Source organism: Rhizobium sp. BK312, from assembly GCF_014193605.1.
Lineage (GTDB): Bacteria > Pseudomonadota > Alphaproteobacteria > Rhizobiales > Rhizobiaceae > Rhizobium.
In genome coordinates, this window is sequence record NZ_JACHZP010000009.1 from 219158 (window position 1) to 241889 (window position 22732).

The 22732-nt window shown below is 59.0% G+C and carries 19 protein-coding genes and 1 tRNA gene; 14 read left to right on the forward strand and 6 right to left on the reverse strand.

The window, feature by feature from the left end:
- Positions 1–131 precede the first annotated feature (131 nt).
- Positions 132–593 (forward strand): Lrp/AsnC family transcriptional regulator, encoded by a 462-nt coding sequence (locus FHT85_RS24215; protein ID WP_112412085.1) that lies wholly within the window; start codon positions 132–134, stop codon positions 591–593.
- A 6-nt stretch (positions 594–599) separates the two neighbouring features.
- Here the strand turns inward: FHT85_RS24215 and FHT85_RS24220 are convergent, their stop codons facing one another.
- Positions 600–1403 carry an endonuclease/exonuclease/phosphatase family protein gene (locus tag FHT85_RS24220; protein ID WP_112412084.1) on the reverse strand — a complete coding sequence of 268 codons (804 nt, stop codon included), beginning with the start codon at positions 1401–1403 and terminating at the stop codon, positions 600–602.
- A 141-nt stretch (positions 1404–1544) separates the two neighbouring features.
- Between FHT85_RS24220 and FHT85_RS24225 the strand changes: the two genes are divergently transcribed.
- Complete coding sequence (locus tag FHT85_RS24225; protein ID WP_246780075.1) at positions 1545–1922, forward strand: PilZ domain-containing protein; 378 nt, start codon at positions 1545–1547, stop codon at positions 1920–1922.
- A gap of 137 nt (positions 1923–2059) precedes the next feature.
- Positions 2060–4048, forward strand: coding sequence for a bifunctional 2',3'-cyclic-nucleotide 2'-phosphodiesterase/3'-nucleotidase (locus FHT85_RS24230; protein WP_112412083.1), 1989 nt, complete (start codon positions 2060–2062; stop codon positions 4046–4048).
- A 266-nt stretch (positions 4049–4314) separates the two neighbouring features.
- Here FHT85_RS24230 and FHT85_RS24235 read toward each other — a convergent pair whose 3' ends face one another.
- A complete protein-coding gene (locus FHT85_RS24235; protein ID WP_112337431.1) occupies positions 4315–5283 on the reverse strand; it encodes a LysR family transcriptional regulator in 969 nt (322 codons plus the stop codon).
- 136 nt (positions 5284–5419) lie between these two features.
- Between FHT85_RS24235 and FHT85_RS24240 the strand changes: the two genes are divergently transcribed.
- Entirely contained in the window at positions 5420–6034 is a 615-nt protein-coding gene (locus tag FHT85_RS24240) for an FMN-dependent NADH-azoreductase (protein ID WP_112412082.1), read from the forward strand.
- A gap of 52 nt (positions 6035–6086) precedes the next feature.
- On the opposite strand, the gene FHT85_RS24245 is transcribed toward FHT85_RS24240, so the two are convergent.
- Positions 6087–6668 carry a TetR/AcrR family transcriptional regulator gene (locus FHT85_RS24245; protein ID WP_112412147.1) on the reverse strand — a complete coding sequence of 194 codons (582 nt, stop codon included), beginning with the start codon at positions 6666–6668 and terminating at the stop codon, positions 6087–6089.
- Between the two features lie 105 nt (positions 6669–6773).
- On the opposite strand from FHT85_RS24245, the gene FHT85_RS24250 reads away from it, so the two are divergent.
- Both FHT85_RS24250 and FHT85_RS24255 read left to right on the forward strand, forming a co-directional pair.
- The gene (locus tag FHT85_RS24250) at positions 6774–7550 is read left to right on the forward strand and encodes an SDR family NAD(P)-dependent oxidoreductase (RefSeq protein ID WP_112412081.1); all 777 of its coding nucleotides are present in this window, start codon (positions 6774–6776) and stop codon (positions 7548–7550) included.
- A gap of 208 nt (positions 7551–7758) precedes the next feature.
- A complete protein-coding gene (locus FHT85_RS24255) occupies positions 7759–8223 on the forward strand; it encodes a hypothetical protein (protein ID WP_112412080.1) in 465 nt (154 codons plus the stop codon).
- Between the two features lie 23 nt (positions 8224–8246).
- Here FHT85_RS24255 and FHT85_RS24260 read toward each other — a convergent pair whose 3' ends face one another.
- Both FHT85_RS24260 and ilvA read right to left on the reverse strand, forming a co-directional pair.
- Complete coding sequence (locus tag FHT85_RS24260) at positions 8247–8585, reverse strand: HlyU family transcriptional regulator (RefSeq protein WP_015339645.1); 339 nt, start codon at positions 8583–8585, stop codon at positions 8247–8249.
- A gap of 37 nt (positions 8586–8622) precedes the next feature.
- On the reverse strand, positions 8623–9873 hold the full coding sequence (gene ilvA, locus FHT85_RS24265; protein ID WP_112412079.1) for a threonine ammonia-lyase IlvA: 1251 nt from the start codon (positions 9871–9873) through the stop codon (positions 8623–8625).
- Positions 9874–10227: 354 nt separating this feature from the next.
- Between ilvA and FHT85_RS24270 the strand changes: the two genes are divergently transcribed.
- A complete protein-coding gene (locus FHT85_RS24270; protein ID WP_112412078.1) occupies positions 10228–10569 on the forward strand; it encodes a hypothetical protein in 342 nt (113 codons plus the stop codon).
- Between the two features lie 87 nt (positions 10570–10656).
- A tRNA-Leu gene (locus FHT85_RS24275) sits at positions 10657–10742 on the forward strand.
- Between the two features lie 78 nt (positions 10743–10820).
- Here the strand turns inward: FHT85_RS24275 and wrbA are convergent.
- Entirely contained in the window at positions 10821–11420 is a 600-nt protein-coding gene (gene wrbA, locus FHT85_RS24280) for an NAD(P)H:quinone oxidoreductase type IV (protein WP_112412077.1), read from the reverse strand.
- A gap of 240 nt (positions 11421–11660) precedes the next feature.
- On the opposite strand from wrbA, the gene FHT85_RS24285 reads away from it, so the two are divergent.
- From FHT85_RS24285 to FHT85_RS24310, 6 genes are all read left to right on the forward strand, one after another.
- A complete protein-coding gene (locus FHT85_RS24285) occupies positions 11661–12434 on the forward strand; it encodes a competence/damage-inducible protein A (RefSeq protein WP_112399781.1) in 774 nt (257 codons plus the stop codon).
- 114 nt (positions 12435–12548) lie between these two features.
- On the forward strand, positions 12549–13394 hold the full coding sequence (locus FHT85_RS24290) for a universal stress protein (RefSeq protein WP_112412076.1): 846 nt from the start codon (positions 12549–12551) through the stop codon (positions 13392–13394).
- A 315-nt stretch (positions 13395–13709) separates the two neighbouring features.
- Positions 13710–14207 (forward strand): xanthine phosphoribosyltransferase, encoded by a 498-nt coding sequence (gene gpt / locus FHT85_RS24295; protein ID WP_015339639.1) that lies wholly within the window; start codon positions 13710–13712, stop codon positions 14205–14207.
- Positions 14208–14982: 775 nt separating this feature from the next.
- Entirely contained in the window at positions 14983–18780 is a 3798-nt protein-coding gene (locus tag FHT85_RS24300; RefSeq protein WP_112412075.1) for a vitamin B12-dependent ribonucleotide reductase, read from the forward strand.
- Positions 18781–18947: 167 nt separating this feature from the next.
- Positions 18948–22055, forward strand: a complete 3108-nt coding sequence (locus FHT85_RS24305; protein ID WP_112412074.1) for a DEAD/DEAH box helicase — start codon at positions 18948–18950, stop codon at positions 22053–22055.
- An 8-nt stretch (positions 22056–22063) separates the two neighbouring features.
- Entirely contained in the window at positions 22064–22714 is a 651-nt protein-coding gene (locus FHT85_RS24310; RefSeq protein ID WP_112412073.1) for a hypothetical protein, read from the forward strand.
- Positions 22715–22732 lie beyond the last annotated feature (18 nt).

Here is a 22732-nt window from a genome sequence, read left to right on the forward strand (position 1 = left end):
TTGCGTCTTTCTTTTTCTCCAACTGAAATCAGACCACCACCGCCCCGCAATGTCCTTGCAAAGACGATTTGCGCTGCAGTCATTTTTCGTGATTTATTGCGCGAACAGGAGTTTTTTCGAAAGATCTTCGAATGTCCGACCTAGACGCCATAGATCATTCGATTCTTCGGATGCTGCAGCAGAACGCCAGGATCACCAATGCGGAATTGGCCGAGAAGGTCAGTCTTTCGCCCTCGGCCTGTTCGCGGCGGCTCGATATCCTGGAAAAGAGCGGCGTCATCGACGGCTATCACGCGCATCTCTCGCACAAGGCGCTTGATTACAAGATGATCGCCTTCGTGCACATCTCGCTGTCAGGCCAGTTCGCCAAGACGCTTTCGGAATTCGAGACGGCGGTGAAGCGCTGCCCCAATGTGCTGTCTTGCTACCTCATGTCGGGCGAATACGATTACATATTGCGCGTCGCCGCGCGCGACCTCGAGGACTACGAGCGCATCCATCGCGACTGGCTCTCCGCTCTGCCTCACGTCGTAAAAATCAATTCCAGCTTTGCACTGCGCGAGATCATCGACCGGCCGAATGTGGGCTTGTGATCTTCGTCAGCGCATATCCAGCAGCAATGCCCGATGATCGGACACCTCGGGCTCGGCTACAGGATCGAAACGGATGACCTCGACATTCGAAGTCACCAGCATGTAGTCGGCAAAACGCGGCTGCTTCTTGTAATGCGAGGTGCGCGTGTCGTCATGTCCCCGTGAAGTGACGAGATCGACAAGGCCCAGGCTGCCGAGGATCTTGAAGGTCTCGCTATCCGGCAACACGTTGAAGTCACCGCAAACGACCAGCCGGTCGCCCTCTTTCCGAACCTGGCGAATGATCTCGACCAGCGCATGCGCCTGATGGCGCCGGGCCGGCGTATCGCCCTTGCCTTCGAGATCCCGCAGGCCGTGCATATGCGCAATGGTGATGGGATAGCCGCGCTCATAGTCGAACAGGCGGATGCAATGGGCATTGCGCGAACGCGGATGAGGCCCATAGCCATCGGCCGAGAATTCACCATGAACGAAGCCGGCTGCCTGGCCGATGATCGGATAGGTCCGGCGCACGAAGGTTGCCAGTCCGAACTCGGAATCGAATCGCCGGTCCGCATCGAAAAGATCGCCTCGCGCTACGGGGAGGAAGAAAGCATCGTAAGCTGGCAAAGCAGCCTTCAGTTCCTCGAAGAGATTGGCGCGCTGCAGGAGCTCGATGCCGTGATCGCGATAGACCAGCCACTCGGCGTCCGCTCCCTGCGTGCGAACCATTTCCTGTAGGCACAGAACATCCGCATCGATATCAACGAGATAGGGGATTAGCGGCTCATGCAGCCGACCGCCCCATGCATTCAATGAAACGATACGCATATCCTGCACCTCTCATAGTCAGATCGCCGATCGCAGCGGCCATCGCGATGCGGTACCGATTCGGGACGCCCGGCTACAATTTTAGCGATTATGCTAAACATCCCGCAAGGCACATCTGATATCCAAAACGGGAAAAGACGGATGAGCCGGGATAACATCATGCAGTTCTCTTCGAAATCTCCCATTCAGGGCAATCTGAAAATCAAGACACGCGGCTCGTCGCGCCACCATGCGCGGCTCATGGGCCAGGTTCGATATTTCACCAAGCTTGTCACCGGCCGCGTGGTCGACATTTCGACAAGCGGCATCGCGCTCGACCTGCAGGCGCCGCTTTATGCCGCCGCTGGCAGCAAGGTTCGCGTCGAATGCGACGATATCGGCCTGCTGGATGGTTTCGTGCGCTGGGCTCACAACGGCCGCATCGGCATCGAATTCGACCGCTCGTCCAATGCATCGGCTAAGGTCGCGTCCTATTTCCGCTTTTTCCACAAGGACATGAAGCCGGTTCTCAAACGTTGATGGCATGTCGGCTTGAGCCGGCTACGATCCACAATAAGCCTGTCACATTACTGGTGCACACCTTCAAAAATCGTCCTAATCTCCCTCGCCCGAGAGATGATCGACGGACCATAGCCCCATCGTTGAAGGAGTGTCTTATGTCTTCCATTCTGGATTTGCCCAGCATGTCGCGCCGTTCCCTGCTGCAAGGCCTCAGTGCAACGGCGGCGCTGATCGTGCTGCATCCTTTCGCGGCCCGCGCGGCGAGCAACCAGGCGCATCTGCGCCTCATGGAAACGACCGACATTCATGTCAACGTATTCCCCTATGACTATTATGCCGACAAGCCGAACGACACGATGGGCCTGACGCGTACCGCGACGATCATCGACAATATCCGCGCCGAAGCCACCAACTCGCTCCTCATCGACAATGGCGATGTGCTCCAGGGCAATCCGATGGGCGACTACATGGCCTATCAGCACGGCATGAAGGACGGCGACGTCCATCCGGTTATCAAGGCGATGAATACGCTCGGCTATTCCGTGGGCACGCTCGGCAACCACGAATTCAACTACGGCCTCGATTTCATGTTCAAGGTGCTGGCCGGCGCGAATTTCCCCTTCGTCTGCGCCAACCTAACCAAGGGTCAGCTCGCCTCCAACCCGACGAAGGACGACCTGTTCTTCAAACCCTATCTGATCCTCGAAAAGAAGATCAAGGATGGCGCCGGCAATGAAAGCCCGATCAAGATCGGCTTCATCGGCTTCGTGCCGCCGCAGATCATGCTCTGGGACATCAAGAACCTCGAAGGCAAGGCACAGACGCGCGATATCGTTGAAGCCGCCAAGGCCTGGGTTCCGGTCATGAAGGCCGAAGGCGCCGATATCGTCATCGCTCTTTCGCATTCCGGCATCGACGGCAGCGGCCCAAGCGAGAAGATGGAAAACGCCTCGCTCTATGTCGCCGCGGTCGACGGCATCGACGCTGTCTTCACCGGCCACCAGCATCTCGTCTTCCCCGGCCCTAAGACCTGGGACGGCATCAAGGATGCCGATCCGGTCAAGGGAACGCTGCATGGCAAGCCTGCCGTCATGGCCGGCTTCTGGGGTTCGCATCTCGGCCTCATCGACCTGCTGCTCGAAAAGGACGGCAAGAGCTGGAAGATCGTCGACTTCACTTCCGAGGCACGCCCGATCTACCACCGCGACGACAAGAAGAAGGTTGTCGCCGATGTCGCAGACAAGAAGGAAGTCGTGGAAGCCGCCAAGGCCGAGCATGAAGCGACCCTGACCTATGTCCGCACACCTGTCGGCAAGACCTCCGCGCCGCTCTATTCCTACTTCGCCCTGGTCGCCGACGATCCCTCTGTGCAGATCGTCAGCCAGGCGCAGATCTGGTATATCAAGAACATATTGAAGGAGACGCAGTACAAGGACCTGCCGGTTCTTTCGGCGGCTGCCCCCTTCAAATGCGGCGGCCGCAACGGCGCCGACTATTATACCGACGTTCCCGCCGGCAATATCGCCATCAAGAACGTCGCCGATCTCTACCTCTACCCGAACACCGTGCAGGCCGTCGTCATCAACGGCGCGCAGGTCAAGAACTGGCTGGAAATGTCGGCTGCGATGTTTAACCAGGTGCAGCCCGGCGCCAAGGATGCGGATCTAATCAACAATAGCTTCCCGTCTTACAACTTCGATGTCATCGACGGCGTCACCTACCAGATCGACCTTTCGCAGCCACGCCGCTTCGGCGATGACGGCAAGGTTCTGAATGCCGATGCAAACCGCATCCAGAACCTGCAGTTCAACGGCAAGTCGATCGACCCCGCGCAGAAGTTCCTGGTCGTCACCAACAACTACCGCGCCGGCGGCGGCGGCAACTTCCCGGAAATCGCGGCGGACAAGGTCGTCTATCAGGCGCCGGACACCAACCGCGACGTCATCGTGCGCTATGTCCACGAGCAGGGCACGATCAACCCGACCGCCGACGGCAACTGGACCTTCAAGCCGCTGGCGGACACGACCGTCCGGTTCCAGAGCTCGCCGAAGGCCAAGGATTTCCTTGATCAGGTCAAGAGCGTGAAGATCGAAGATGCCGGCGAAGGCGCGGACGGCTTCCGCAACTACCGGCTGGTGCTGTAATCATTGACGACTGCTGCTTCTTCCGGAAAAAGAGGCCAGTTACGTATGAAATGAGGTCGTTGCTGCTCCACACCTTCTCCCCAACGGGGAGAAGGTGCCGACAGGCGGATGAGGGGGCTGCCAAGGATACGAAAGCCGATGGATTCGAGGCCATCAGCCCCCCTCATCCGACCCTTCGGGCCACCTTCTCCCCGTTGGGGAGAAGGAATTCACGACACCAAAAGCCTCAGAAGCACGTGCCTACGGTAACCAGGAGAGGACTTTTTTCACTCGGCTGCCAGACGCTTGTCGCCTGGATGGAACATCTCGACGGCGGACTTGAAGTCCTCCTGATTCGGGCACCGCGCCAGGCGCGAGCGGAAAGCCTCGATCATCCATGCGGCAGCAGGTCCCGGAGGATTGTCGACCTTGCGGACGGCATAGAGCGGGTATTCGCTCTGATCGTAGGCATCGAGAGCCAAAGGCACCAGCCTGCCCTTCTGCAGATCCTCCATGATGAACGAGGCCGGCAGACCGCCCCAGCCAAGACCACCCCGGATCAACTGATGCTTGGTGGCGATGTCGCTCAGATGCCAGATCTTGTAGGACAGGACGTTGAAATCCTTGCCATTGGTGAGGTTTGACGCGTCGGTGACGACCAATTGCACTTCTTCGCGTACATCGGCAAGCGTCAACGGCCGTCCCAGCAAAGCGAGTGGATGCGTCGGGGCAGCAACCGGCATCATGAAGGAATGTCCGATGCGCTCGATCACCAGGGCATCATCCTGTTTCACAACCGAGCCGCCGATACCGATCGTCGACTTGCCGCTTGTGACAAGCTCCAGCATTGAGCCGAGTTCGCCGGTGTCGAGCCGCAGGGAGACGTAAGGAAAACGATCACGGAATTCGCGCAGCACGTCGACGGTGGCATGAACCGGCACCATGACACTGATGGCGACGGCCACCTCCGCCTCGAGCCCGGTCTTCAAACCCTTCACCCTGGCGCGCATCACTTGCAGATCGGAAAGAATTCGGCGCGCATCCTCAAGCATCACCCTGCCCGCATCCGTCAGCTTCGGCTGGCGCGATCCTGAGCGCTCGAACAGCGGCATTTCGAGCTGAGCCTCCAGATTGGCGATCGTGTAGCTGATGACCGACTGCGCGCGGTTAAGCGCGCGCGAGGCGGCGGAGAAACTGCCTGACTCGGCGACGGTCAGAAAGACCTGCAATTGGTCAAGGGTGGGATTGGGGAGCATCTGCCATCCATTCTATCGATAATTCCAATCCATATTATCACAGTTTTTCTCGATAGCACTGACGACTTATTTATGGGGGCGAACGTGATCGGACTCTCCCAGCCGATTTAGCAACTTATTGAAAAGGAAAACGGATATGTCCTCCATTCTGCTTCTGACCTCCAGCCCGCGTCCGGACTCGCTCTCCACCAAGATCGCCACCGAGCTGGCCGAGAAGATCAAGTCCAACAACCCGGGCAAGACGCTCGTCAAGCGCGACCTCGCTTCTGACAACCTGCCCCATATCGACGGCCCGTTCACCGACGCCATCCGCACGCCGGCAGACGCCCGCACGCCCGAGCAGCAGGAACTGGTCAAGGTTTCCGACGCACTTGTCGACGAGCTGCTCGCAGCAGACACGCTGGTCATCGGTACCGGCCTCATCAACTTCAACATCTATTCCTCGCTGAAGACCTGGATCGACAACATCGCCCGCGCCGGCCGCACCTTCACCTATACGGAAACCGGCCCGAAGGGCCTTGCCACCGGCAAGAAGGCCTACATCGTGCTCGCTTCCGGCGGCGTTTACTCGCAAGGCCCAGCTGCACCGCTGAACCATGCCGTTCCTTACCTCAAGTCGGTTCTCGGCTTCATCGGCATTACCGATGTCGAGACCGTTTACATCGAGGGTGTCGCCTTCGGTCCGGAAGCTGCTGAGAAGGCTATCGGCGCTGCTCAGGCTCGCGCTTCCGAGCTGGCTCTCGCCGCTTAATCAATTACTTATTCAGATGATCACAGGCGGCCGGTTAAAACCGACCGCTTTGCTATTTTGCCTGCGGCAGCGCCTTTACGAACTGCTTCACGGTCTCCAGAATTTCGGCCGAAAGAGCCTCGTCATCCGCCACGCGTGCGAGGCCGAGCGCCCCGGTCATCAGGCACGACGCGATGATCGCCTTTCGCCTTGCTTCGGCAGTTTCCGGCTCCGGCATGCGCGCCGTCATGGAATTGAAATTCCGTCGCAGGCCTTCCGTCGCAACGGCGCGGACCGTGTCGCTGCTACGCGCCAAATCCGCCGTCAGCGCCGCATAGGCGCAGCCCTCGCCGCAATGATCGCGATGCCCTTCGCTGAGATAGGTATCGACATAATCGTTCAGCGAGATGGTCTCGGGGACGATCCCCTTTTCCTCCTGCCGCCGCCGCCATGACCCGATCGCCGATTCGACGGCTTCTGCGACCAATTCATCGCGAGAGGCGAAGTGCTTGTAGAAGCCGCCGACGGTAAGCCCCGCCTCCTTCATGAGGTCGGCGACGCCGATCCCTTCCAATCCTTCCTCGCGCAGGCGCCTGGCGGCGAGCGTCACGATGCGTTCGTGTGTCTTCTGCTTTTCCAATTGTGAGCGGCCCATCGAAAATCCTTTCATGCCCGGCTTGACAAAATGGATTACGATCATAATCCTTATAGATAACGATCATAATCCAGATCGTGACAAAAGCCAACAGGAGCTACGAATATGCGTCTCAAGAACAAGGTTGCCGTCATCACCGGCGGAAACAGCGGTATTGGCCTTGCCACCGCCCGCCTCTTCCTCGCCGAAGGCGCCAAGGTCGCCATAACGGGCCGCAACGCCAAGACACTGGCTGCGGCAGCCGAGCAACTCGGCGGCGATGTGCTGGCGTTGCAGGCCGACACGACCGATATCCCGGCCATGGAGAAGGCCTTTGCCGAAGCTGCGGAGAAGCTCGGGAAATTCGATGTGGTTTTTGCCAATGCCGGCATTGCCGGCGATACCCCGCTCGGCAAGACGACGCTCGAGCAGTTCGAAACCATCGTCCGCGTCAATTTCACCGGCGTCTTCTTCACCGTGCAGGCGGCCCTACCATATCTGAACGATGGCGGCTCCGTGATCCTGAACGGCTCTGTGCATGCCGTCCTCGGCATTCCCGGCGCGTCGGCCTATGCCGGCACGAAGGGCGCCGTTCGCGCCATGACCCGCAACCTCGCTTCCGAGCTTGCGCCCCGCGGCATCCGCGTCAACCAGGTGACGCCAGGCGCCACCAAGACACCGATCTGGGAGCCGCGCGCAGCCACGCCGGAGGCACTGGATGCGCTGCAGGCGCGCTTTGGCGGCCTGAGTGCGCTCGGCCGCATGAGCGAAGCCGATGAAATCGCCAAGGCCGCGCTCTATTTCGCCTCCGATGATTCCGCCAATGTCACGGCGATCGAAATCACGGTCGACGGCGGCGCCGTTAATGCCCCCGCTGGCGCAAAGATATTCCGCACGGCTTAAGCCCTGCGAACTATTAGCCACTAATTGCCATTGAGTGTTACGGGCCGCCAAAGCAGATGCAGAGGCGGCCTTGCGCCAAAACCGATTGCCGCAATGGACGACTTTTGCAATGCTGTGATCCCGAGCGGACAAGCCTCTTTTTAGCGCCGTTCTTCGCACGAAAATGCCAGCCAGCTGGGCGGCGACGGCCCGTATAAAGAGAAAAAAGATGCTGATTCCGTTGTATACGCCGCGACATTTCCGAGGCTTAAGCACTTGGCATATATCCGGCTGGCGTATCAAGGCTTACGGCATTTCTGCACACGCCTCGGAGAAAGATCAATTCCTGCAGCCGGAATTGATCACTGCGGCACGCTCTTTCGTCGAAGCCAATCTTAGCCGCATGGAAGTGACGCCCCATTATTCCGCTGGCTTCGTTGTCCTTCATCACGGTAGCAGCGCAAAGACCTTATTGACGCAATGGTGGGTAAACGAGTGCGTTTGCATGCAATTCGCTGCTCAATCGGACTATTCCGGACAACCAAGCTTTTCATTCACCAAGAGCGATCTCATGGCGTGCGCGTATGAGCTGGTCGCCATTGATTTCGAACGACGCGCCTGGATTTCGACGGTCATGTCGGGAAGGCCGATGGAAGCCTATCTGGAAAGCTGGCTACCGCAAGGATTGTACTGATGCGGCTCTACGTCGGCCAATAATTAAACTTGGCGAACCTTTTCGCCATCGCCGAAGAGCCCGGCACCGTTTTGATCGATGATCTGTTGGCCCTTGCGGAAGGTCGATTCCACAGCATCATCCGAGGATGTAAAAACATCGGCGCGGATAAAATTGCGCACCAGGATCTCGCCGTTCACATCCTTCTCAATCCGGCCCATAAGGCGGAACTGATTGCCCTCGCGCTGCGGCGTCGCATAGATCGTGCAGCCGGCATGCACCTGGGGTTCGACGCTGACTGTCGAGCCGCCGGACTTTTCAGTGCCCGCCTGCGATGCGCCACCGGTGAAAATCGAAAGGATATTTGAAAAGAACGAAGCCATGGATCGCCTTTAGCATGAAGGTTGCAGGGTCGCAAAGTCAAATGATCAGGTTTGCCAGGATCTCGTTTTCGGTGATGTCCTCGTAGCCCATGCCGGAACTTTCAAAGTTCGCGATAAGCTGTTTGAAATTATCCGGATTCTTCGTCTCGATGCCGATCAGGATGGAGCCGAAATTGCGGGCGCTCTTCTTCAGATATTCGAAGCGGGCGATATCGTCTTCCGGCCCGAGCATATTGAGGAAATCGCGAAGCGCGCCGGGACGCTGCGCGAGCCGCAGGATGAAGTATTTCTTCAAGCCCGCATAGCGCATGGCGCGTTCCTTGACGTCAGGCAGGCGCTCGAAGTCGAAATTGCCACCGGAGACCACGGCGACGATGGTCTTGCCGCGGATGCTGTCGCGATCGAGCTTTTCCAGCGCCGTGATCGCCAGCGCACCTGCCGGTTCCAATACGACGCCTTCGACATTCAGCATATCGGTGATGGTGACGCAGATGGCGTTTTCCTCGATGAGCTTGACCTGCTCAGCCGCGAAACCCTTCAGCGCAGCGAAGTTCAGCTCGCCGATACGGCCGACGGCAGCGCCATCCACGAAATTGTCGACCTTGGCGAGCGTAACCACCTGCCCCGCCTCGATACTGCGGCGCAGGCTCGGCGCGCCGGCGGGTTCGGCGAAGGTGAAGGCGTCACGGGGAAGCGTATCGGCAAAGTAACCAGTGATCCCGGCTGCAAGGCCTCCACCGCCGACGGGAAGCAGAACGTGGTCGGGGATAACGCCCTCAGGCAGCTGCTCGGCGATCTCGGCTGCGACCGTCGCCTGCCCTTCGATGATATCAGCGTGATCGAAAGGCGGCACCATGACACCATCGATCTTTTCGACGTATTCGTGCGCGGCCTGATAGCACTGGTCGAAGAAATCGCCGAAGAGCTTGATGGTGATGAACTCGCCGCCGAAGATGCGGGTCTTGTCGATTTTCTGTTGCGGGGTCGTCACGGGCATATAGACCACACCAGGTACGCCGAAATGGCGGCAGACGAAGGCAAAGCCCTGAGCGTGATTGCCGGCGGATGCGCAGACGAATGTCTTTCCCGTACCGCCCTCGGCAATCACCTTGCGGAAGAAATTGAAGGCGCCGCGGATCTTGTAGGAGCGGACCGGCGTCAGATCTTCGCGCTTCAGCCAGATATCGGCGCCATAGCGGGCAGAAAGATGCTCGTTCAGCTGCAGCGGCGTTGCAGGAAAGAGGCCACGCATGGCCTCTGTAGCTTCGAGAACAGTCTGTTGGTCCACGGTCTATCCGTCCTTATTCAATCCGCATCCGCTATGGCACAGGAAAGATGAGCAAAGAAAGCCTGTTTATCGCGCTTTCAGTTCTGTCATAGCGGTATTCGCCGCACTGACGAGTCATTAACTATTTATGCCCCTGACTGCGGAAACTCCTAAATCTGCGAGTTGACAGCCAAGCTCCCCCCGCGTCCAATATGACACAGCCATCATGATGATGGTTAGAGGCCCGCCCTAAAACCGATCCGTCGGCTCCGGCGGGCTTCGCCTATCCCTAGGCACTAACTTATACTTGCGCCCGGGATTGAGAATCGCGTGAAGGATGCTTATCCCAGTTTCATTCGAGGGGAGAACATCGTCATGCGCCTTATGCGCCCAGCTATAATCGCTTTCACTCTTGCAGTGCTTGCTTCCTGCGCCTCGCAGGAAAAAAGCTTCGAGAAGAACATCCCCATTATGAAGGAAAGCCCGACGGCACGAGCGCAGGTCATCGACAAGTGTATGTCGCAGCGCCTGCCACCGGAAACGCTCGATGAAATCGCATTCTACGTCAAATCCCAAAGGGGCGAAGCAAAGCGGCTCTTTTGTCAGCGGTTGATGAATGGTGTGGTCGCTGGAAAGATCAGCTATGCCGATTTCAAGGCCATGTTCCAGCAAAAGAAAGTAACGCCAGCGCTCGTCAGCGTTCTCAAGGGGCACTGAGCCACACACCACGCCGGCACCTATCGATCTCTTTCCTGCAAAACATTTCCTTGACTGAATCGCTCAAGTGCTTGATGGGAAAGGCACGCGGACGTGGCGAAACTGGTAGACGCAAGGGACTTAAAATCCCTCGGCCTTTGGCTGTACGGGTTCGACCCCCGTCGTCCGCACCAAGATCAAACTTTATCAAAGTCCAAACGAAAAAGGCGCAGCTTTTGCCGCGCCTCTTCGACGTTTGCAAAGCTTTCAAATCAAGCCGTGAGCTTGGCAGCAATCTTGGCGACGTGTGCGCCCTGATACTTTGCGGCTTCCAGTTCGATTTCGGAGGGCTGGCGCGAGCCGTCACCGTTGGTGATGGTGGAGGCGCCGTAGGGCGAGCCGCCCTTGACTTCTTCCGTGCCCATCTGGCCCTGGAAGGCATAAGGAAGACCGACGACGGCCATGCCGTGGTGGAGGAGCGTCGGGATGAAGCCGAGGATGGTGGACTCCTGGCCGCCGTGCTGCGTTGCCGACGAGGTGAAGACCGAGCCGACTTTGCCGACGAGCTTGCCGCCGAACCAGAGGCCGCCAGTCTGATCCCAGAAATTGCGCATCTGCGAGGCGACCGTGCCGAAGCGGGTGCCGGCGCCGACGATGATGGCGTCGTATTCTGCCAGTTCGTCCGGGGTTGCGATCGGGGCTTCCTGATCGAGCTTGAAGTACGAGGCCTTGGCGACCTCTTCAGGAACGAGTTCCGGCACGCGCTTGACGGTGACTTCGGCACCGGCCGACTTTGCGCCTTCTGCGACGGCATAGGCCATCTTCTCGATGTGACCGTAAGCGGAATAATAGAGAACCAGAACCTTAGCCATGAGTACGTCTCCCGTTTGTTGGACGCGTTGAATGTCGAGGAATGTTGTATCAGCGATGCGACAGGGGCGCAGCCCCCACGCTCAGAACGCAGTGTTCATCCTGTATAGACAGAAATTCACTTGCAACGTCTTGTGATGACCAGCGGCCCAGCAAAAGGAGCGTTTGCATTCGCTGCAAACAGCGCTACCTATCTCGGACCTTTTTGAACGCGCCGACTGCGCATTGTCCTGGATATCTTCATGTCGAACGAAACCATTGTCACAGCCGCCATGCTCGCCATCGGCGATGAATTGCTCTCCGGCCGGACCAAGGACAAGAATATCGGCCATCTTGCCGATGTGCTATTGATGGCCGGCATCGACCTCAAGGAAGTCCGCATCGTCGCTGACGATGAAGATGCCATCGTATCGGCGCTGAACGCCCTGCGCGGCCAATATGATTACGTCTTCACGTCAGGCGGCATCGGCCCGACCCATGACGACATCACCGCCGATGCCATCGCCAAGGCCTTCGGCGTGCCCTGCGAGCATGACGCCGAAGCCATGCGGATCATGGGTGAAATGTATGCCCGGCGCGAGATGGAATTCACCGAGGCTCGCCAGCGCATGGCACGCATGCCCGTGGGATCGAAGCATATCGCCAATCCGGTCTCGACCGCTCCCGGCTTCAACATCGGCAATGTCTATGTCATGGCCGGCGTGCCGCAGGTTTTCCAGGCGATGCTCGACAATGTCATCCCGACGCTGAAGACCGGCGCAAAGGTGCTATCAACAGCGATTTCCTGCCCCTATGGCGAGGGCGAGATCGGCACGCCGCTCGGCCTCATCCAGAAGGCGCATCCGGATACCAGCATCGGCTCCTACCCGCGCTATGTCGGCCAATTCTTTTCGACCGAGATCGTCGTGCGCGGGCGTTCCGCCGAACTAGTTGAAAGCGTCGCAGCCGAAGTGCGCGCGATGATCGAGGCCATCGGGCAATCGAAAGCCAAGGAAAATCAGTCGGCTGAAGCCTGAATCTCAACGAGGACGTGTACTTCCGGGGAACCCTGAGGCCATTCAGAGCATTATCTTGTAGCGGAATGCTGATATCATGATCCGATCCAACCCTTCCGCATGGGAGATCTCTTCATGTCCTACAAAACGATAGTGACCGTTCTCGACAATCCCGACAATACGCGCATCGCTGCCGCATTTTCCGCGGCGCTCGCGAAGGAGCACGGCGCCCATGTCGTCGGGCTTCATGCGGAAATCGTCTCGACCGTGCCGCTGGTGGCTCCGATGGAGATTCCAGATCCTGTTGCGGTTCAGGCGCTTCAGGACGTCGCCCATAATCAGGCGGTCGAAATCGAACGGGTGTTCCGCTCGAAGATGGAGGCCGCAGGCCTCGATTACGAGTGGCACAGCTTTGCCAGCTCGGTCGGCTACGGCACCGAACCGCTGATCGAAAGCGCGCGCAGCGCCGATCTTCTGGTGGCCGTGCAGCCCGACCCGTCGAAATATGCCGATACTCAGGTCGATGTCGAAACCTTCCTGTTCGACAGCGGTCGGCCGGTCCTGTTGATTCCCTACATTCTCAAGGAGCCGAAGCCCGTCCGCCGCGTGCTGATCGCCTGGAACGGCTCCAAGGAAGTGGCCCGCGCCATCTTTGATGCGCTGCCTTTCCTCAAGGCTGCGGATTCGGTCGAGATCCTTTCCGTCAGCACATCGGAAAAGGACCCGCATCCGTCCAAGGAAACCGGTGTGCGGATAGCCGCGGCGCTGACGCGCCATGGCGTGCGCGCCAAGTTCGAGACGGCAGCCTGCACCGGCAAATCGACGCCATCGCAGGTCATCGAAAACCGGCTGGCCGACGACAGTATCGACCTGTTGGTCATGGGCGCCTATACGCATTCCTGGCTGTGGCAGATGATCTTCGGCGGCACGACGCGCACGCTGCTGCAATCGATGACGGCGATGACGCTGCTGGCCCGCTGAATGGCTGAAAACTCAATTCCTGTGGCAGCCGGTGTGAATGTGCACCGGTTGCGCCCCCTGCAGCTATTGCCTTTTGCCAGCAAATCCAGCAGAAAGCAGCGACCGATGACAGAATTCCCGCCAGGGAACCGTTCGCGCGGTCTAAGGGGCATGATCCCGAAAAGCCCAGGCTTTTCCCGGATGAGATCCTGTTCAAGCAGATAGCAAGCGAATCGCGTTCCGGATTTGGTTCTTGGTCTGCGCCCAGCGCGGGGTCTGCTCAGGGTCGCCGGCGCTGCCGGTGCGTCACTATTCCATGCCCCGGAGCTTTCTGCCATGTCCCTGCCCGATAAAGCCTTTCCCGTATCCTGGGATCAGTTCCATCGCGATGCGCGCGCCCTTGCCTGGCGGCTTGCCGGCCTCAACCGTGAATTCAAGGCAATCGTCTGCATCACCCGCGGTGGCCTCGTGCCGGCCGCCATCATCTCTCGCGAGCTCAATATCCGGCTGATCGAGACGGTCTGTGTCGCCTCCTATCACGACTATTCCAGCCAGGGCGAAATGAACCTGCTCAAAGGCATCGCACCAGAGCTGTCGGTCAACGGCGGCGAAGGCGTCCTCGTCATCGACGATCTCACCGATACCGGCAAAACGGCCCTCGAAGTTCGCGCCCTGCTGCCGAAGGCGCATTTCGCCTGCGTCTACGCCAAGCCGACCGGCGTTCCCACGATCGACACCTTCATCACAGAGGTCAGCCAGGATACCTGGATCTACTTCCCCTGGGACATGGGCTTCACCTACCAGGAACCGATCGCCAAGGGTCATCGCGGCTGAGCTACCGGCTGCCGGCAGCGCGAATCAGGCCCGATCTGATCGCGATGCCGAAATATGATTCGAATAACGGTAATAGAGGTGGGCGCTGCGGCGCCCACTAGATTTAGTGGACGTCGCTTTGATGGGAATGCGTGGGATTCAAGGGTTTCCACGCGAATCATGATGCTCTACGGCATGATTTTGCCGTGCTGCCAATGGCATCCAGGTCACGGTCACAATTTTGTCGCTTTCGACACCGGCGGTGATAATAGTTGTAGCGCCAACGGCCGCACGAAGGGCGAGCATCCCCCCTCAAGTTCTTGAATCTCTTGCTCTACTGGCGTTTCCCCAGTTTCCACAGGCAAGCCCACAAGATATTGTGGTTAGCAATCCATTACAAACCACCCCTTGACGGAATCGGGTCTTTCAAAGTTAATGGACGACGTTGCGGCGGCGACTGGACCAGGCGGGGTTACGAGGACTGGTTCTCAATTCGAAATCGGATTTGGATTCAAGGCGTTTCACCTATGCAGGTGGCCCGCCGTGAGGGTTTTTGTGCCGGTATCGAGGCTGCCGAAAAAATATATGCGGGGACTGGCGGCAACAAGCTGTTAATACTATATTTAGTGTTTGCAGCCACCATCACCACAAGATACAGGGAAGACATCTCCGGGTGACACCTCCTGTCAAAGAGCGGATCGGAAGCTGGCTGCGCGTTGAATTCGCGATGCTGGAATGAGAATTTTTGCGCCCTGTTTTCATGCAGGCGCACACCAACGAATGAAGGATTGGGACCATGCGCATCGAACGTCGTTTTACGAAGGCCGGCCAGTCACCCTATGCGGACATCGAATTCCGCAAGGCGACGAGCGAGATCAAGAATCCTGACGGTTCGATCGTGTTCCGCCTAGAAAACATCGATGTACCCGCGCAGTTCTCGCAGGTCGCCGCCGACATTCTCGCGCAGAAGTATTTCCGCAAGGCCGGCGTGCCCGCCAAGTTGAAGAAGGTCGAGGAAAACGACGTTCCTTCCTTCCTGTGGCGTTCCGTGCCTGACGATGCCGCCATGAAGGATCTGCCCAAGGATCAGCAGAACGGCTCGGAAACCGATGCGCGCCAGGTTTTCGATCGCCTCGCCGGCACCTGGACCTATTGGGGCTGGAAGGGCGGCTACTTCTCGTCGGAGGAAGACGCCTCTGCGTTCCAGGACGAGCTCGCCTATATGCTCGCCACGCAGCGCGTCGCACCGAACTCGCCGCAGTGGTTCAACACCGGCATGCACTGGGCCTATGGCATCGATGGCCCCGGCCAGGGCCACTATTATGTCGACCCCTTCACCGGCAAGCTCACCAAGTCCAAGTCGGCCTATGAGCATCCGCAGCCGCATGCCTGCTTCATCCAGTCCGTCGAAGACGATCTCGTCAATGAGGGCGGCATCATGGACCTTTGGGTTCGCGAAGCGCGCCTATTCAAATACGGTTCGGGCACTGGCTCCAACTTCTCGATGCTGCGTGCTGAGGGCGAAAAGCTCTCCGGCGGCGGCCGCTCCTCGGGCCTGATGAGCTTCCTGAAGATCGGCGACCGCGCTGCCGGCGCCATCAAGTCGGGCGGCACGACCCGCCGCGCCGCCAAGATGGTGGTCGTCGACATCGACCATCCGGATATCGAGGAATACATCAACTGGAAGGTCAAGGAAGAGCAGAAGGTTGCCGCCCTCGTCACCGGCTCCAAGATCGTCGCCAAGCACCTGAAGGCGATCATGAAGGCGACGGTCAATTGCGAAGGCGACAATGACGATTGCTTCGACCCGGCCAAGAACCCTGCCCTGAAGCGCGAGATCCGCGCTGCCAAGAAGGATCAGGTTCCGGAAAACTACGTCCAGCGCGTTATCCAGTTCGCCCGCCAGGGCTATACGGATCTCGAATTCAAGACCTACGACACGGACTGGGATTCGGAAGCCTATCTGACGGTATCCGGGCAGAACTCCAACAACTCGGTTTCGATCAAGGATGACTTCCTGCGCGCCGTCGAGAATGATGGCGACTGGAACCTGACCGCCCGCAAAGACGGCAAGGTCGTCAAGACGCTGAAGGCCCGCGACCTCTGGGAATCCATCTCCTACGCCGCCTGGGCATCGGCCGATCCGGGCCTGCACTTCAACACGACGATGAACGACTGGCACACCAGCCCGGCTGCCGGCCCGATCCGCGCGTCCAACCCGTGCTCGGAATACATGTTCCTCGACGACACGGCCTGCAACCTCGCTTCGCTGAACCTGATGACCTTCAAGGACGCCGCGACGAAGCGCATCAACATTGCCGATTACGAACACGCCGTTCGCCTCTGGACCGTCGTTCTCGAAGTTTCCGTGATGATGGCGCAGTTCCCCTCGCGCCGTATCGCTGAACTCTCCTATGAATACCGCACGCTCGGCCTCGGCTACGCCAATATCGGCGGCCTGCTGATGTCGTCGGGCATTCCCTATGACTCGGACGAAGCCCGCGCTATTGCCGGCTCGCTGACCGCGATCATGACCGGTGTCGCCTATGCGACCTCGGCCGAAATGGCCTCCGAACTCGGAACCTTCCCGATGTTCAAACCGAACCGCGAAAACATGCTGCGCGTCATCCGCAACCATCGCCGCGCCGCCTATGGCGAGACCTCGGGCTATGAGAACCTGTCGGTCAATCCGGTGGCGCTGATCCACTCCGACAATCCGGACCAGGATCTCGTCGCCCATGCCAAGGCTGCCTGGGACAAGGCGCTGGAACTCGGCGAAAAGCACGGCTACCGCAACGCCCAGGCAACGGTGATCGCGCCGACCGGCACGATCGGTCTCGTCATGGATTGCGACACGACCGGCATCGAGCCGGACTTCGCCCTGGTGAAGTTCAAGAAGCTCGCCGGCGGCGGCTACTTCAAGATCATCAACCGCGCCGTTCCGGAAGCGCTGCGGACGCTCGGCTATTCCGAAAGCCAGATCGCCGAGATCGAGGCCTATGCTGTCGGCCACGGCAACCTGAACCAGGCTCCGGCCATCAACCCATCGACGCTGAAGGCCAAGGGCTTTACCGCTGAGAAGGTCGATGCCGTCAACGCCGCTCTCAAGAGCGCCTTCGATATCAAGTTCGTCTTCAACCAATGGACGCTCGGCGCCGACTTCCTGAAGGGCACGCTGAAGGTTTCCGACGAGCAGATGGCCGACATGAGCTTCAACCTGCTCGACCATCTCGGCTTCTCCAAGAAGGACATCGAAGCCGCCAACATCCATGTCTGCGGTGCGATGACGCTGGAAGGCGCGCCGTTCCTGAAGAACGAACATCTGGCTGTCTTCGATTGCGCCAACCCCTGCGGCAAGATCGGCAAGCGCTATCTCTCGGTCGAAAGCCACATCCGCATGATGGCGGCAGCGCAGCCGTTCATCTCGGGCGCCATCTCCAAGACGATCAACATGGCCAACGAAGCAACCGTCGAGGATTGCAAGAACGCCTACATGCTGTCCTGGAAGCTCGGCCTGAAGGCCAACGCGCTCTATCGCGACGGCTCCAAGCTCAGCCAGCCGCTGAACGCCTCGCTGATCGAAGATGACAGCGACGAGGATGCGCTGGAGGAATTCCTGCAGGCTCCGGCAGCCGCACAGGCCGTCACCATCACGGAAAAGATCGTCGAGCGCGTCATCGAGAAGGTCATCCGCACGCAGGAAAAACTGCCGAGCCGCCGCAAGGGTTACACCCAGAAGGCCAAGATCGGCGGACACACGATCTTCCTGCGCACCGGCGAATATGACGACGGCCGTCTCGGCGAAATCTTCCTTGATATGAACAAGGAAGGCTCGGCTCTGCGTGCCTTCATCAACAACTTCGCGATCTCCGTCTCGCTCGGCCTGCAGTATGGCGTGCCGCTAGAAGAATATGTCGATGCCTTCACCTTCACCAAGTTCGAGCCGGCCGGCATCGTCACTGGCAATGACGCAATCAAGAACGCGACATCGATCCTCGACTACGTGTTCCGTGAGCTGGCGATCTCCTATCTCGGCCGCCACGATCTTGCCCATGTCGACACCTCGGACTTCAACAACACGGCGCTCGGCCGCGGTGTTTCCGAAGGCAAGGCCGACGTCGTCTCCAAGGGCCTGACCCGCGGCTACAAGCCGACGCTGGTCCAGACATCGGGCGAGCGTTCGGCAGACGCCAAGGGTTCGGCAACGGCTGCCCCTGCCCGCGCCGCCTCACTCTCGACCGTTACCGCCTTTGCCGGCAACACGGTTCGCAAGCTGGAACCGGCAAGCTCCGTCGCGACCTCCGAAGTCGTCGCCTTCAAGCGCGATTATGAGGAACGTGCGAAGGAACTGGCCGAAGAGATCGCAGAGGAAGTTATCTCCGAATCCGCGACAGGCCTCTTCAGCGACAACGCGGCAAGCGAAGCTGCCAATGCCAAGACGGAAGCCAAGAAGCTGGAATCAGAACGACGCGCCCGCTCCATCATGCAGGGCTATACCGGCAACATGTGCACCGAGTGCCAGAACTTCACGATGGTCCGGAATGGAACTTGCGAGAAGTGCGACACTTGCGGCGCGACGAGCGGCTGCAGCTGAGTATTCGGCTGATCGCCTAGAATGATGTGAGAAACCGAACCAAATATTGGCCAAAAGCCGTTAGAACTGGCCATTTTGGAAGCTAAAACTGGCCAACACCACATTCGACCTTTTCCGGGCGCTGAAAAGTGCCCGGAAAAGGCCTTAAGGAACAAAGGGTGAATGCGATGGCTTTCAGGGGGTTGTTTGTTGGCATCGACCGCTACCAGTCGCCCGATATCCGTGACTTGTCGTGCGCCGCCCGCGATGCGACCGCGCTCGAAGCACTCTTCGCCGATACCCTCGGCGGCCCGACCGTTCTCCTGACTGATCAGGACGCCATCCTGTCCGAGATCGAGGCTGAACTCGAAAAGCTGTCACAGTGCGGCGCCGATGATACCGTCGTCATCGCCTTCTCCGGCCACGGTTCGGAGACGCACGAACTGATAGTCCATGATACCGGCTTCAATAACATCGAGGCCACGTCCCTGCCGCTTGACCGGCTCCAGGAATGGTTCTCGAAGATACCGGCACGCCGCGTAATCTTGTTTCTTGATTGCTGCTTCTCGGGCGGCCTCGGTGCTAAGGTTCTTCAGGTACCGGCTATTCCCCGCAGCTTGGCCTCGACTGAAGTTCGGCTTCAGAAGCTGGCTGGCAATGGCCGCTTGATCTTCACCGCATCTGCGGCATCGGAAGAGGCCTGGGAGTTCTCCAGCCACGGCCACGGGCTCCTTACCTACTACCTTCTTGAGGCGCTACGCGGACCGGCAGAAATCGTCGAGGGAGGAAGGCTTTCCGTCTTCAAGATGCTGGACTACGTAACCGCAAGGGTGAAGGCTGCAGCCCAAGGGATTGGAAAGAGCCAGAACCCGGCAATGCGTGGCCAGATCGACGGCGGCATTAGCTGGCCCGTCTTCGCCCCGGGCGCGCGCTTCCAGGCTGCCTTCCCATCTGCTCGCCCCGCAGCCGTCACCTCGGATATCGGCAGCCTCGCTGATCATGGCTTCTCCGCCGAGATCGTCACTGCATGGGGACAAGCGATCCCGTCCCTGAACGATCTCCAGGTGGAAGCGATCAATGAGTACGGGATCCTCGATGGGAAGCATCTCCTCGTCTCCGCTCCCACCTCGTCCGGCAAGACGATGGTTGGCGAGTTGGCTGCGCTCCGTCAGGTCGTGAATCGGAAGCGAGCCATCTTCCTTCTCCCGCTGAAGGCGCTCGTAGCTGACAAGCGCCGTCATTTCGAAAAGGTCTATGGCGGGTTCGGCCTTCGGGTCCTGGAGGCTACCGGCGAAACGGACGATGTGTCGCCTCTCATCCGCGGCAAGTATGACATCGCGCTGCTCACCTACGAGAAGTTCGCGGCCTTGGCGCTGGCCTATCCTCATATCCTGGCGCAGGCGGGCACAATCGTCGTCGACGAAGTCCAGATGATTGCCGACCAGTCGCGTGGCGCCAATCTCGAGTTCATCCTCACCCTGATCAGGATGCGCAGACGCGAAGGCATCGAACCGCAGATCATCGCCCTCTCTGCCGTGATTGGCGATACCGGCGGCTTGGAGACGTGGCTCGGTGGCAGGCTGCTTCGTCGGATCGAACGCCCTGTCCCTTTGCGCGAGGGCGTTCTGAGATACGATGGGTCCTTCCGGTATATTGATCCTGCCGACGGTGCCGAAAAGATCGAGCACGGCGCAGTCGTCCGGATGGGAATGAAGGAAACGGCTCAGGACTGGATCATCCCGCTTCTCAGAAAACTGACGGCAGCGGGCGAGCATGTCATCGTCTTCCGTGAAACGAAGAGCGAGTCCCGCAACGTCGGCAACTACCTGGCAGCGCAGCTCAGGCTACCGGCGGCAGACGAGGCGGTAAGACGCATGCCGCGGCTCGACCCATCGCAGGCGCATATAGATCTGATTGCTGATCTCCAGCATGGCGTTGCCTTCCACAATGCCGACCTTCAGCCTGCCGAGCGCCAGGTCATTGAAGAGGAATTCCGACGGGAGGGATCTGGCCTTCAGGTCATTTCCGCAACGACCACGCTTGCCATGGGCGTGAACACACCCGCCAATAGCGTGATCATTGCTGGGCTGGAGCATCCGGGGCCAGTTCCCGTGCCCTACACTGTTGCCGAGTACAAGAACCTGGTCGGCCGCGCGGGCCGCTTGGGTTATGCTGACATGGGTACATCCTACCTGATGGCAATCAACCCACGAGAGGAGGATTACCTCTGGCGCCGTTACGTCGTGGGGAAACCCGAAGACTTGACCTCGCGTTTCATCTCCAACGGGACGGATCCGAGGTCTCTCATTGTTCGCGTCCTTGTCGCACTCCCTCGTTCCGCAGCGTCAGGCGTATCGAGCGAAGACATAGTATCGTTCCTCGAGAGCAGCTTCGGCGCGTTTCTGGCCGGACGGAAGCAGGACGGATGGCGTTGGTCGCATGACGATCTGATGCGCGCGCTTGAAAACCTCGAACGTCATCGGCTGATCGAGAAGAGAGCCGCCGATCTCTACGCGCTCGCTCCTCTGGGACGACTTGCTGGAGAAAGCGCTACCGAGGTTGCATCGGTTGTGCGGCTTGTGGGCGCGCTTGCCAGCCTCCCTCCATCGCAAATCACCGATCCCGTACTTCTCACCGTGGTGCAGAACACCGTTGAGCTGGATGAGGTCAATTTTCCGATCAACAGAAGAAGCATTCATAAGGAACCGCACACCTGGCCTTCGCTTCTGGGGCAGCAGGGCATCCACTGGGACGTCATCGGCAATCTCAATACCGAGCCCGTCGACCAGCACAGTGCGACACTGCGAGCCAAGAAGGCGATGGCGACGCTTCTCTTCGTTTCGGGTCAGGCAATGAGCGACATCGAGGTCACGATGGGCCAGCATGGTGGTGCGTTCGGCGGGTCGGCTGGTCCGATCCGTAGCGTGTCGTCACGTGCTGCCGATTTGATCGGTGTTGCCGCAAGGGTGGCCGAGATTCTTCATCCCCAACTCGACCTGTCGGAGCGTGTTCAGAAACTCGCGGTGCGGTTGACCTACGGCGTGCCTGGCACAGTGGTCGATCTCGCGCAGGAGGCCGGAGGAAACCTTACCCGCGGGGAGTATTGCGCGCTGGTCGAAGCCCGGCTTGAAGTTGTAGCGGCTATCGAAAGTGCATCGGACGCTGATATTCTCCGTGTCCTCGATCAGGATGACGAGAAACTCGCCATTGTCCGGAAGGCCGCTCGATCGGCGGGCGAGCGCAACGCGAAGGTGGCAGCTACGCCCCTGCCAGCAATCCCTCAATTCGTAGCCTAAGGGATCAAATGAACGAACTTCTCAAGCTGCCATTTGAAATCCAGATCGTCCTGGTGGCAGGGTACCTTGGCTACAAACTCACGACGGCCACCAAGAAGCTCGAGCACAAGACAGAGGACTTCCTTTTGCAAGTCTTGGTCTTCGGGACGCTCGGACGGGTGTTCTCGTACGTGGTCGCGCGCTTGGTGATGAAACTGGGGTATTGGGCACCGACAGCGGTGGTAGACACCGACTACAAGAGTGTCGCCACTATCAGCGTGCTCGCGATCATCGGATCGGTCGGCTCCGCACTCTTGTGGCGCAAGTATCTTGAGAAATGTGTGAAGGCCGCAATGTCACACATGAAGATCTACCACGATGATCACGAGACATCGGCTTTCAGATCCATCTTATCGGCGGATGCGAGATGGAGCTTCATTCAAGTGCATCTGACCAGTGGCAAGATTCTCGAAAGCTGGTTGAAGCTGCCCGAACAGGCGGGGATCCCCACGAGGCCAGTCATCCTGAACGACGACGGGATCGCGCTCTATGTGACCGCGATCCATCCCAGCGAAGGTGAGAGTCGCGACTGCGAACAGGTGACACCGGCCGGCGACAGCATCATCACCTACATTCCGCGGTCAGAAATCAAGCAGATCGATATCGGCTGGCGAAAGTGATTATCGCCGCGGCGGTGG